General features: G+C 39.5%; 10 protein-coding genes. All 10 read left to right on the top strand.

The features are described from left to right. Window positions 1-22: 22 nt before the first annotated feature. The 10 genes from prmA (at window position 23) to GHI93_RS06645 (ending at window position 12,786) form a co-directional block, all read left to right on the top strand. The gene (gene prmA, locus GHI93_RS06690; RefSeq protein WP_153496290.1) at window positions 23-973 is read left to right on the top strand and encodes a 50S ribosomal protein L11 methyltransferase; all 951 of its coding nucleotides are present in this window, start codon (window positions 23-25) and stop codon (window positions 971-973) included. Next, window positions 966-1,727, top strand: coding sequence for a 16S rRNA (uracil(1498)-N(3))-methyltransferase (locus GHI93_RS06685; protein ID WP_343030333.1), 762 nt, complete (start codon window positions 966-968; stop codon window positions 1,725-1,727). The genes prmA and GHI93_RS06685 overlap by 8 nt, the downstream gene beginning before the upstream one ends. 180 nt (window positions 1,728-1,907) lie before the next feature. Next, window positions 1,908-4,133 carry a RelA/SpoT family protein gene (locus GHI93_RS06680; RefSeq protein ID WP_153496289.1) on the top strand — a complete coding sequence of 742 codons (2,226 nt, stop codon included), beginning with the start codon at window positions 1,908-1,910 and terminating at the stop codon, window positions 4,131-4,133. A 206-nt stretch (window positions 4,134-4,339) separates the two neighbouring features. After that, on the top strand, window positions 4,340-4,795 hold the full coding sequence (gene dtd / locus GHI93_RS06675; protein ID WP_153496288.1) for a D-aminoacyl-tRNA deacylase: 456 nt from the start codon (window positions 4,340-4,342) through the stop codon (window positions 4,793-4,795). Beyond that, on the top strand, window positions 4,788-5,792 hold the full coding sequence (locus tag GHI93_RS06670) for a TMEM175 family protein (RefSeq protein ID WP_153496287.1): 1,005 nt from the start codon (window positions 4,788-4,790) through the stop codon (window positions 5,790-5,792). The genes dtd and GHI93_RS06670 overlap by 8 nt, the downstream gene beginning before the upstream one ends. A gap of 2 nt (window positions 5,793-5,794) precedes the next feature. Beyond that, the gene (locus GHI93_RS06665; protein WP_153496286.1) at window positions 5,795-6,421 is read left to right on the top strand and encodes an HAD family hydrolase; all 627 of its coding nucleotides are present in this window, start codon (window positions 5,795-5,797) and stop codon (window positions 6,419-6,421) included. 320 nt (window positions 6,422-6,741) lie between these two features. Next, window positions 6,742-8,097, top strand: a complete 1,356-nt coding sequence (locus GHI93_RS06660; RefSeq protein WP_153496285.1) for an amino acid permease — start codon at window positions 6,742-6,744, stop codon at window positions 8,095-8,097. Between the two features lie 83 nt (window positions 8,098-8,180). Beyond that, window positions 8,181-8,801: a lysophospholipid acyltransferase family protein gene (locus GHI93_RS06655; protein WP_153496284.1), complete on the top strand. Its 621-nt coding sequence runs from the start codon at window positions 8,181-8,183 to the stop codon at window positions 8,799-8,801. Between the two features lie 150 nt (window positions 8,802-8,951). Further along, on the top strand, window positions 8,952-11,534 hold the full coding sequence (gene secA / locus GHI93_RS06650) for a preprotein translocase subunit SecA (protein WP_153496283.1): 2,583 nt from the start codon (window positions 8,952-8,954) through the stop codon (window positions 11,532-11,534). A gap of 208 nt (window positions 11,535-11,742) precedes the next feature. Then, window positions 11,743-12,786: a 3-deoxy-7-phosphoheptulonate synthase gene (locus GHI93_RS06645; protein WP_153496282.1), complete on the top strand. Its 1,044-nt coding sequence runs from the start codon at window positions 11,743-11,745 to the stop codon at window positions 12,784-12,786. Window position 12,787 lies beyond the last annotated feature (1 nt).

Genomic DNA, 12,787 nt, shown 5'->3' with positions numbered 1-12,787 from the left:
GTGAATAAAAAAGGAAAACACAATGAACAATTGGAACAGTATCACGATAACAATCATAAGAGCGGCTGAGGAAGCAGTTTCTGAAATCTTGATCTCTGCGGGTGCTGGTGGCGTTGAAATCATAGACAGCGCTGATTATCTCAACCACGTAGATCAATTTGGCGAAGTTTTGCCTGAAGTTGAGCAGTCAGAAAAAGTAAGTGTCACTGCTTATTATCCAGATCATTTGGTGTTGACAGAGTTGACAGCAAGTTTACAAGAGCGATTGTCAGTACTGACAACGATTTTTGAGTGTGATTATGAGCTGACCACACAGAATTTAGCTGAGGAAGATTGGGCAGAAAGTTGGAAAAAATATTTTGAACCTGCAAGAATCACACATGATTTGACCATTGTTCCAAGTTGGACGAAAGATTATCACGCAACAGCAGATGAGAAACTCATCACACTTGATCCTGGCATGGCATTTGGGACAGGCACGCACCCGACGACAAAACTGTCACTTTATGCCTTAGAGCAAGTTTTGCGCGGAGGTGAAACCCTGCTTGATGTTGGAACGGGTTCTGGTGTGCTGTCTGTTGCAGCTTCGTATCTTGGTGCATCAGAAATTTTTGCTTACGATATTGATGAAGTCGCTGTGCGCGTGGCTTTAGAAAACATTGAGCTCAATCCTGGTCATGAAAAAATCCACGTGTCAGCAAACAATCTCCTTGGAGGAGTCGATAAAAAAGCGGACGTGATTGTGGCCAATATTTTGGCTGATATTCTTGTTTTAATGCTAGATGATGCGTTTCGTTTGGTCAAAAAAGAAGGTTACCTCATCTTGTCAGGAATTATTGCTGACAAAGCCAAAATGGTCATCTCGTCAGCAGAAAATGCAGGATTTTTTCTTGAAACACACATGACTCAAGGCGAATGGAATTGTGTCATCTTTAAGAAGACGGACAATCGCAAGGGGGTTATTGGTGGCTAATCAATATTTCGTTTTCAAAAAAATGCCAGAGATTGACACAACGTTTACAATAGAAAATAGAGAAGCAATTCATCATATTTTCACAGTGATGCGCACGAACACTGGAGATGAACTTCGATTGGTATTTGATGAGGGCAAGGTTGGACGTGCGGTGGTTGTCGATGCTGTCAACCATATTGTCAAGCTCGTTGACACGAATGTGGTCAGCACAGAGCTTCCCATCGAGGTGACAATTGCAGTTGGATTTCCCAAAGCTGACAAACTAGAATGGATCACTGAAAAAGCAACAGAATTAGGAGCACACGCGATTTTTTCAGCTCCTTTTCAGTGGTCAGTAGCAAAATGGGACAGTAAAAAAAGAATAAAAAAGCAAGAAAAATTAGAAAAAATTGCGCTGGGAGCAGCAGAGCAATCACGCCGCCAAATTATTCCAGAAGTTCAGCTTTTTGAACATCTGTCAGTACTGACAGAAAAATTCTCTGATTTCGATTCAGTTTTGGTTGCTTATGAAGCTTCAGCAAAAGCAGGAGAGCGCTCTGCCTTTGTTCAACAGCTCTCGCAGCTCAAGAAAAAAGAACGACTATTATTGATTTTTGGACCAGAAGGAGGCATTTCACCAGAGGAAATAGAAAATTTTGAAAATGCTGGAGCGAAAACAATCGGATTAGGTCCAAGAATCATGAGAGCAGAAACGGCACCACTCTATGCTTTATCAGCAGTTTCAGCATATTTTGACCTCTTTAAAATGAAATAAACAATGTTAAGTGACCATTTTTTGGTCTTTTTATTTTTTTTAAGATTTTAAGATGGGATTAAACATCGTATTTGACTAGATTTATGATAGAATAGGATAAATAAAATAAGGAGGAAAGGCTAAATCTATCGCTAAAAAGCGCAAAACTTCGAGAACTAAGAATTTAGCCATGATGAAAAGATGCCTTCAGAACCCGTATTAACAGGCGCACAAGTTGTTGCCATAACTGAAAAATACATGAATGAAAAGGATGTTTTGCTTGTGAGAAAGGCGCTGGATTGTGCTTCTATCGCGCACGCAGAGCAATACCGTGCTTCAGGTGAAGCGTATATTGTCCATCCTACTCAGGTCGCAGGAATTTTAGCAAAGTTGCAATTGGATGCAGTGACGGTCGCGTGTGGGTTTTTGCATGATGTTGTAGAAGATACCAATTTTCTTTCCGTTGATTTAAGAGAACTTTTTGGAGATGAAATCGCAGATATTGTTGAGGGTGTTACAAAAATCGGGAAAGTAGAATACCTCACGCGTGAAAAACAACAAGCAGAAACACATCGAAAATTATTAATGGCGATGTCAAAAGATATTCGCGTTATTCTTGTGAAATTGGCGGATCGACTGCACAATATGCGCACGCTCAAACATCTTCGTCCAGATAAACAAAAACGCATTTCACGTGAAACGATGGACATTTACGCTCCCCTTGCAGATAAACTCGGGATTGCAAACATCAAGTGGGAGCTTGAAGACCTTAGCTTTCGTTATTTAGAAGAACAAGAATTTTATCGCATTCGTGGATTAATGAATGAAAAGCGAGGAGATCGTGAACATTTAGTCAACGAAGTGATTGATAAATTAAATGAGCGTTTGCATAGTGTTGGTGTAGAAGGAGAGGAAATCTACGGCCGTCCAAAGCATATCTATTCGATTTATCGAAAAATGCACGATAAAAAGAAGCGATTTGATGAAATCTACGATTTGATTGCCATTCGATGCATTACAGAATCCACAAGCGATGTTTATACGACGCTGGGCTATATTCATGACCTTTGGAAACCAGTTCCTGGACGCTTTAAAGACTATATCGCAAACCCTAAGGCGAATGGATACCAATCTGTTCACACGACAGTTTATGGACCTAAAGGACCGATTGAATTTCAAATCCGGACGAAAGAAATGCATCAAATTGCTGAATACGGGGTTGCAGCGCACTGGGCATATAAACAAGGTGTCACATCAAAAGTGGATGTTCACGAAATTTCTGAAACGCTCAACTGGATTCATGAATTAGTTGAACTTCGTGAAGATACAGGAGACTCTGCAGAAGAATTTGTCAAAGCAGTGCAAGAAGATTTACTTTCTGCAAAGAAAATCTATGTTTTTGCCCCAGATGGTGCTGTCCAAGAACTTCCTGTTGGCTCAGGACCGATTGATTTTGCCTACAATATCCACACCCAAGTCGGAGATCACGCGACCGGCGCCAAGATTAATGGAAGAATGCAGCCGTTGACTTATGTCCTGAAAACAGGGGATCGCGTAGAAATTATCACGAGCAAAACCAGTTTTGGTCCAAGTCGTGACTGGGTCAATCTCGTAAAAACAAACAAAGCACGCAATAAAATTAAGCAATTCTTTAAAAATCAAGATAAAGAAAGTTCCATTAATAAAGGACGTGAATTACTACAAAACGCCCTTGAAACGTTAGGATTTGTTCCAAATCAATATTTGGATAAAAAGCATCTGGATGAACTCTTTAATAAAACCAGTTATCGTACAGCAGAATCTCTTTTTGCAGCGATTGGATTTGGTGAAATTTCAGCGACAACCATTGCGAATCGCCTTACAGAAAGCGATCGACGTAAAATCGAGCGGGAGCGACAAAAAGCCGAATCAGAAGAATTAATGAGCGGTGAAGTCAAGCGTGAAGGCAAAAACGTCATGAAAATCCGTCAAGATGGCGGTGTAAATGTCGCAGGAATTGATAGTTTACTCGTGCGAATTGCGAAGTGCTGTAATCCTGTCCCTGGAGATAAAATCATTGGATACATCACGAAGGGACGTGGCGTGAGTATTCACAGAGAAGATTGCCAAAACGTCCGAAATCAAGAAGAATTTGAACAAAGATTGGTTGAAGTCGAGTGGGACAATGAAGATGCAAACCAAAAAGAATACATTGCAAACATTGATGTTTACGGATTTAATCGTCCAGGATTACTCAATGATGTCATGCAAGTTCTTTCAAATACAACAAAAAATCTTGTTTCCATCAATGCGCAACCCACAAAAGACCGCAAGATGGCCAATATCCACATTGCGATTGGAATCAAAAATCTATCAGAGCTGACCATCATTGTCGATAAAATCAAGATGACACCCGATGTTTATTCAGTCAAACGAACAAATGCATAATGAAAAAATTCTTGTCAGTACTGACAAAAAGAGCGACAAACAGCCGTTTCTTTCTGTCAGTGACAAGTTTTTTTGATAGCACTGAACGCACGACTCAAAAACACAAAACAGCTAAATTTTGAACCTGCCAAAAGCAGAACCAAAAAATCCCCCTTTTTGTCTTTTTTTGCCCCCATTTTCCCGAACATCTTGATATAATAGAAGGTATGAAAATAGTAATCCAACGTGTAAAAAATGCTTCTGTCAGCACTGACAATCTTCTTTTTAGCAAAATTAATCAAGGACTTTTGTTGCTTGTCGGAATAGAGGATGCCGATACAGCGCAAGATCTTGATTATGCCGTCCGCAAAATCACTCAGATGCGGATCTTCTCTGATAATGAAGATAAAATGAATTTGTCAGTCCTAGACGTTCAAGGTGAGATTTTATCAATCTCACAATTTACCTTATATGCAGAAACGAAAAAAGGCAATCGTCCGAGCTTTAGTCAAGCTGGAAAGCCTGATTTTGCTCAGGCGATGTATGAAAAATTGAACGAAAAACTGTCTCAACTTGTCCCTACAAAAGTAGGAATTTTTGGAGCAAATATGCAAGTAAATCTTCTTAATGACGGTCCTGTGACCATTATTTTGGATACAAAGGAAGTAAGAAAAAATGCCTAAAAGAGTGCAACAAAGCACCATCAAAAAAAAGCGTTTCACGCATCCAAGCAGCAAAAGCCGCATCACACCCCCAGTAAAAAAGAAGGATACGGTTGATCAAATTGGAGAAATTTGGCAAAATAATCTGATTCAATCGCTCGATCACGATTACTCAAAAGAGCAAGCAAAAAGTCAGCAAAACAAAAGGATGACAGAACGTCAAAAAAGGAAAATTAAAGAAATCCAAAGTAATCCTGAGATGATGCAAGCCCGTGAAGAATTAAAAGAAGAGTTTATCAATACGCATCCACAATATGCTCAAATGACGATCGCTGAATTGCAAGAATCCATGACGCGTCATACACTAGAAGATGAGAAACTAAGAAAACAAAAATTGCGTAATCACATTGAAGCGTTCGCTGATGGAATCATTGCGGTAATTATCACAATCATGCTCCTTGAAATCCCTGTGCCTACGGGCAATCAAGGGTATTGGGAATTTTTGAGTTCTGTCGGTATTTTTCTGGTAAGTTTTGTTGTCACAGCAAACTTTTGGTTTAATCGGCATAAAATTTTTGCACTGACAGAAGAAATCACAGAAAAAATCATCATTCAAGATTTTATTTTTATTGGACTGCTCTCTCTTATTCCGCTATTGACCAAATGGATTATGGTTGCACCTACAGCATTTAGTGCGCTGAATTTTGGATTAGTTTTGATTGTGATTTTACTTCAACAAGAACTTTTGAGTTATTCCATAACAAAAGATCATTTTCATAAAATGCCAAAATCCTTTAAATTTTGGCGACGCGTTTGGTTAATTCGACTTTTTTCAACGATTTTGATGAATATTGTCATCATGATTATTGCCATTATTTTCCCATATTACGGGCATTGGCTCTTTGTGATTGTTCCTGTATTTAACTTCTTGTTCCACATGGTAAATGATCGAAATCAAGAAGAAGAAACGTATGCTGCAACACGCTCAGTTGGCGTGCCTTATTTGAAAGAAGGATAAAAATGACGATAAAGAATATCATCTTTGATTTGGGAGGCGTTGTGATTGATCTGAAGATAAATGAGATGACTTCTCGTTTTGAAGCATTAGGCATCAAAAATTTTTCCTCCTATTTTAATTTTAATTCGCAAAGTGATTTGTTTTTAAATCTTGAACTTGGAAAAATTACTCCAGAAGCTTTTTACGACGGCTTTCGTCAAACAACACAAACCAATCTGACAAATGAAGAAATTAAATCCGCATGGAATTTGATCTTAGCTCCCTATAATCTTAGAAGAATGGCACTTATTGAACGCCTTTCAAAAACATATTCCCTTTATTTATTTTCAAATACGAACGCGATTCATGCGGCATCTTTTGAACAATCCTGTTTAGATCAAACTCAAAAACCTTTAAGTGCTTATTTTACGACGTGCTTTTATTCTCACGATTTAGGGATGAGAAAGCCAGAAACTGAGGCGTTTTTAGGCGTCTTAGAAAAAGCGCATTTAAAAGCGGATGAAACACTCTTTATTGATGACAATGCTGCAAATATTGAAGGAGCAAAAAAAGTGGGCCTTCAGACCTATCTGCTCACGCATGAAACGCTTTTGGATTTGGATTTTTCGCAGATTATTAATTCAAAATAGTCTGATAAATCCTTGCATTTTCGCGCATAAAAAGATATAATCAGATAAAGTTTAGAAAAAGAAAAGGAAAATCAGATGATTAAGACGCATCAAGGCATCTTTTATTTTGGGCAGTGAGTAGTTGTGTGTAGCGTAGGCTAGATGCAACTTTTGTGTATCCTAGCCTCTGATTTTCAAAAGCTAGGTAAATTTTTACCTAGCTTTCTTTTTTTACTTCATCTCTATCTTTGACAAAATTAATCGACCTTAGACTCCAAGCAGGGTTTTGTCACCGCTTTATGAGCGAAAGATAAGAAAACTATAGAAATGAGGAATTTTTATTGGAAAATTCTGATCAAAAACTCAAGTCTTCCTTGAAGACAAGACACATTGTCATGCTCTCACTTGGGGGAGCTATTGGATCTGGTCTATTTTTAGGCTCAGGTCAAGCCATCGCAGCAGCAGGACCTGCTGTGCTTATTTCCTATATCTTAGCAGGATTGATGCTATATATTGTTATGTATGGCGTGGGTCAAATGGTCATTCACCAAGAAATTCACGAATCTGGAATGTCAGGAATTGTGAAAGCATTTGTGGGGGGACGGATGGCGCATTTTACAGACTGGGTGTATTGGGCGACATGGATGGCTGTTTTGATTGCTGAAGAAGCAGGTGTTTCAACTTTTCTTGGCATGCTCATTCCAGGCGTTCCGCTTTGGGTGTTTGCATTGATTGTTGCGGTCCTTGGCACTGTCATCAATCTTTATTCTGTGCGTGCTTTTGCAGAGACAGAATATTGGCTTGCTTTCATTAAAGTTGCTGTCATTATTATTTTAATCGTTTTGGGGGCTTATTTATTGCTTATCAACGACACGCATTTGGGATTTACGGCACCAGCGGTTCAAAAAGCATCCACCAGTGTTGCACCTAGCTTTGCTCCTCATGGATTTCAAGGGGTGTTGACTTCTTTATTGATTGTCATTTTCTCATTTGGTGGGTCTGAGTTAGTTGCGGTGACTGTGACGGAGACTGAAAATCCTAAAGAAGCCCTTCCAAAAGCGGTTCGGGGAATTTTAATTCGAATCATTTCATTTTACGTGATTCCTATCTTTTTATTTCTTCAACTTTTACCGTGGTCAAAAGTGTCTAATCCTAATGCGCCAAGTCCATTTGCCACAATCTTTACAAAAATTGGAATTCCATATGCTGACAAGGTGATTTTACTGGTCATTATTATTGCGATTTTTTCTGCGGTCAATTCTGCGATTTATGCGACATCACGTTCTCTTTATTCTCGTGTACAATCTTCGACACATGGCATTGGCAAGCAATTGAATCACTTGAACAAAAACCAAGTTCCCATTCGTGCGGTTTTGGTGAGTGCGGCAATTTTGTTTTTGGGCGTCATTTTGTCTGCTATTTTTGGGTCACATTTCTGGGGATTTGTCGCAGGATCAATTTCATTTACGATTACGATTGTATGGATCATGTTACTTTTGGCAGCGAGCATCATGTATTTTAAACGCAAAGAAACGGGACATCTTTTTCTAAAACTCATCACTTTGTTTGTCCTTGCACTATTGATTTTTGTTTTGATTTCACAAGTTGTAACAAATCCAGTCCAACTTTCCATTTTTGCAATCGTCATTTGTTTACTGGCTTTCTTTAGTTATCGTAAACCAAAAGAGAAAGCGTGAAGATGAAAATAAAAGCACGAAAGGTTTACCTTTGTGCTTTTGATATGCTATAATCATAACAGTTTGAATAAATAGGAGAATCTATGTTTTACGCATTTTTACGTGGTTTAGTTCAATTTTTACTTTTGATTTTTAATGGGAATGCTCATTATCACCATCTTGATCGGATCCCGAATCGTGAGGAAAACTATATCTTAGTCGCCCCTCATCGGATGGCACTTGAGCCAGTTTATTTTGCTTTTGCGACGCGCCCAAAACAATTTATTTTTATGGCAAAAAAAGAATTATTTAAAAATCCTTTTGGAGCGTGGTGGATTCGGCATTGTGGTGCTTTTCCAGTGGATCGAGATCATCCAAGTCCTAAAACGCTAAAATATGCTGTGAAGCAGCTAAAAGAATCTGATAAATCTTTAATCATGTTTCCAACAGGAAGTCGTCATTCTTCTGAGCTCAAAGGAGGTGTCGCTGTGATTGGGAAGATGGCGAAGGTCCGTCTTGTCCCAGCTGTTTATCAAGGCCCACAAAATATGAAAGGGATTTTTAAACGTCAGCGCGTTGATGTCAATTTTGGTGAACCCATCGACATTTCAGATATTAAAAAAGCGAATCCAGAAGGAATTGAAGAAATCAATCGTCGGATGGAAGAAGCTTTTGTGGCATTGGATAAAGAAATCAATCCAGACTATCATTATCAAGCAAAGTGAGTGTTCTGTCAGTACTGACAGAATTTTCTCATTAAAAGAAGACATGTGCAGTTTCTAGTTTGAAATCTAAACTTGAAAATGATAAAATAGCACTAACTGTATCTGTGGATTTTTCGCTAAAAATCACGCAGGATTAACGAAAGAGAAACTATGCCTAATAATTTTATTAAACAAATCGTCGAAAACGATAAAAAAGAATTGCGCAAATTAGATCGGATGGCACGTAAAGTCGAAAGTTTTGCTGATGAAATGGAGCATCTTTCAGATGATCAATTGAAGGCCAAAACACCAGAGCTAAAAGCGCGTGTTCAAAATGGGGAGAGCTTAGATGATTTGCTTTATGAAGCTTTTGCCGTCTGTCGTGAAGCAGCAAGACGTGTGCTTGGACTCTACCCTTTCCATGTCCAAATCATGGGTGGAATCGTGCTTCATAATGGAGATGTTCCAGAGATGCGTACAGGTGAAGGAAAAACGTTGACTGCGACAATGCCAGTATATTTAAACGCATTGTCAGACAAAGGCGCACACGTAGTCACTGTCAATGAATACCTTGCCACACGTGATATGACAGAGATGGGGGAACTTTACAATTGGCTTGGGTTGACGGTAGGTTTGAATTTGAATTCAAAATCGCCAGAAGAAAAACGGGAAGCGTATAATTGTGACATCACGTATTCTACTTCTGCTGAGCTGGGGTTCGATTATTTGCGTGACAATATGGTCACGCGTAAAGAAGATATGGTGCAACGGACGCTCAATTATGCTTTGGTCGATGAAGTGGACTCGATTTTGGTTGATGAAGCCAGAACACCGTTGATCATTTCCGGTCAAGCTGAAAGTTCATCTGCGCTTTATTACCGTGCGGATCAATTTGCGAAATCGCTGAGTGGACAAGATTTGAATATCGTCACATCTGATTACGAAGAAGGGGATGATTATAAGATTGATTTACAATCTAAAACCATTTCTTTGACAGAAGAAGGCATTGATAAAGCAGAGAAATTCTTCCAAATCGAAAACCTTTATGATATGGATAATGTTGCACTCACACACTTTGTAGATAATGCACTTCGTGCGAATTATATCATGCTCCACGATATTGATTATATGGTGGATGAAAATCAAGAAGTTTTAATTATTGACCAATTTACGGGGCGTACCATGCCAGGACGGCGTTATTCTGATGGACTTCACCAAGCAATTGAAGCCAAAGAAGCTGCACCAATCCAGGATGAATCGAAAACAATGGCTTCGATTACGATTCAAAACTATTTCCGGATGTATAAAAAATTGTCAGGAATGACAGGTACTGCTAAAACCGAAGAAGAAGAATTCCGTGAGATTTATAACATTCAAATCACACCAATTCCAACCAACCGTCCCATTCAACGACTGGATCATCCAGATTTGCTTTATCCTACGTTGGAGACGAAATTTAAAGCTGTTCTTGAAGACATCAAACGACGTCATGCTCAAGGGCAACCACTGCTCATTGGTACAGTCGCTGTGGAGACGTCTGAGTTGATTTCAAAAAAATTGGTTGAAGCAAAAATCCCTCACGAAGTATTAAATGCAAAAAATCACTTCCGTGAAGCGCAAATCATTATGAATGCAGGACAACAAGGAGCGGTGACGATTGCGACCAACATGGCTGGACGTGGAACGGACATCAAACTGGGTGCTGGAGTGATTGATCACGCTGATCCAGAATTTCGAGGCCTTGCAGTGATTGGGACGGAACGTCATGAATCGCGTCGTATTGATAATCAGCTTCGTGGTCGTGCTGGACGTCAAGGAGATCCAGGCGTGTCACAATTTTATCTCTCACTTGAAGATGATTTGATGAAACGTTTTGGTTCAGAGCGCGTCTCCGCATTCTTAGATCGGATGCGAATTTCTGGAGATGATGCCGTTATTAAATCGGGATTGATCACAAGACAGATCGAAAGTTCACAAAAGCGGGTTGAAGGAAACAACTACGATTCCCGAAAACAAGTGCTTCAATATGATGATGTCATTCGTGAACAACGTGAAGTAATTTATGCTCAACGGCATCAAGTCATTGTAGAAACAAAGGATATGACCCCTGTTTTGATGGGAATGTTTAAGCGTACTGTTGAGCGTCAAGTGGACGGTCATGCCTTAAATGATCTCAAAAATGAAGAAACGCTCAAAAATCTTCTTTCGACGGTGCAAAACACCATGCTTCCTGAAGAATCCATTGATCTGTCAGCACTGACAGAAAAATCTGCACAAGAAATCAAGGATTTGCTTTTTGATAAAATCAAGGCACATTATGCTACGCAAATGGAAAAATTAGAAGTGCTTGAGCGCCAAATCGAATTTCAACGCGCAGTCATTTTACGCGTTGTGGATAATAATTGGTCAGAGCACATTGATGCACTTGATCAAATGCGTCAGTCTGTAGGACTTCGTGGCTATGCACAAAATAATCCAATCGTTGAGTATCAAGAAGAAGCCTACAACATGTTTAATAACATGATTGGTGCGATTGAATTTGAAGTGACGCGGTTGATGATGAAAGCACAAATTCATCCACAAACTGCACAAGTCCAGCAACAAGCCCCACGTTCTGTTGTGACAACAGGACCTGCGAACCTTACCAATGAAACCGTCACAAATCCATTTGAAAATGTGGGTAGAAATGAGCTTTGCCCATGCGGATCTGGTAAGAAGTTTAAAAATTGTCACGGACGCGCACATCTCGCATAAGCGTGATGCATGTGGATTTCTAAAATCTGTCAGCACTGACAGTGAATCAAAATCAGTCAAAAACACCAAAAAGTATTTTTGTCAGTACTGACAACAAAAAAAATACACAAAAATTTGACAATAGCAGCAGTATGTTGTAAAATATTCTATAAAATTTAAAAAATATTGCACTATTCCAGTGCAATATTTTTACCAAGGGAAACGGCACATGACATTTAAAGAAATTAGTCCAAAGATTGATATTGATAACGTAAAAAAGCTTGGACATTTAAACGAAGCAGAACAACAGCTCAAAGCAAAAAGAGATCGCGAACTTGAAGCCATCATTAAAGGAGAAGATGATCGCCTTTTATTGATTATTGGTCCGTGTTCGTCAGATAATGAAGCCGCAGTGCTTGATTATGCGCACCGCTTAGCACAACTTCAAAAAGAAGTCGAGGATAAGATTTTTATCGTCATGCGCGTCTATACCGCTAAGCCTCGCACCAATGGAGATGGCTATAAAGGGCTGATTCACGAGCCTGACGCAGATGGACGGGTTGATTTGATCAACGGCATCAAGATGGTGCGCGATCTGCACTACAAAGTCATCACACAAACAGGCTTGACCACGGCTGACGAGATGCTTTACCCTGAAAATCTTTCTTTAGTTGATGATTTAGTTTCTTATGTCGCAGTCGGCGCACGGTCGGTTGAAGATCAACAACACCGATTTGTTGCTTCTGGTGCAGATGCACCTGTCGGGATGAAAAATCCAACCTCTGGAAATCTCAAAGTCATGTTCAACGGAATTTATGCTGCTCAACAAGAACAAGATTTCCTCTATCGTCGTGCTGAAGTAAAAACTTCAGGAAATCCACTCGCACACGCTATTTTACGTGGTGGATTAGATGAAAATGGGAAAAATCACCCGAATTATTACACGGATGACTTGCTTGATACCATCGCTTTGTATGAAAAGATGAACTTGAAAAATCCATTCATCGTGATTGACACGAATCATGACAACTCAGGCAAACGTTTCATGGAGCAGATTCGTATCGTCCGCCAAACCTTGATCAATCGGGCATGGAATGATGAAATCAAAAAATACGTTCGTGGGTTCATGATTGAATCCTATATTGCGGATGGCCGTCAAGATCGTCCAGAAATTTACGGAAAATCCATCACCGATCCTTGCTTAGGCTGGGACAAAACAGTAGCCCTCGTTCAAGAAATTTACAAGAATGAACAGAAAGTTCAGGAAAACTAAA

The sequence above is a fragment of the Lactococcus hircilactis genome (assembly GCF_009601015.1).
GTDB lineage: Bacteria > Bacillota > Bacilli > Lactobacillales > Streptococcaceae > Lactococcus > Lactococcus hircilactis.
This window is presented reverse-complemented; position numbering and strand designations above follow the sequence as displayed.

What these genes read in the sequence shown, in the direction of transcription:
- GHI93_RS06655 (WP_153496284.1), top strand. Translation starts at nt 8,181, where the DNA reads ATGTTTTACGCATTTTTACGTGGTTTAGTTCAATTTTTACTTTTGATT.
- GHI93_RS06665 (WP_153496286.1), top strand. Translation starts at nt 5,795, where the DNA reads ATGACGATAAAGAATATCATCTTTGATTTGGGAGGCGTTGTGATTGAT.
- GHI93_RS06670 (WP_153496287.1), top strand. Translation starts at nt 4,788, where the DNA reads ATGCCTAAAAGAGTGCAACAAAGCACCATCAAAAAAAAGCGTTTCACG.
- GHI93_RS06645 (WP_153496282.1), top strand. Translation starts at nt 11,743, where the DNA reads ATGACATTTAAAGAAATTAGTCCAAAGATTGATATTGATAACGTAAAA.
- dtd (WP_153496288.1), top strand. Translation starts at nt 4,340, where the DNA reads ATGAAAATAGTAATCCAACGTGTAAAAAATGCTTCTGTCAGCACTGAC.
- GHI93_RS06680 (WP_153496289.1), top strand. Translation starts at nt 1,908, where the DNA reads ATGCCTTCAGAACCCGTATTAACAGGCGCACAAGTTGTTGCCATAACT.
- prmA (WP_153496290.1), top strand. Translation starts at nt 23, where the DNA reads ATGAACAATTGGAACAGTATCACGATAACAATCATAAGAGCGGCTGAG.
- secA (WP_153496283.1), top strand. Translation starts at nt 8,952, where the DNA reads ATGCCTAATAATTTTATTAAACAAATCGTCGAAAACGATAAAAAAGAA.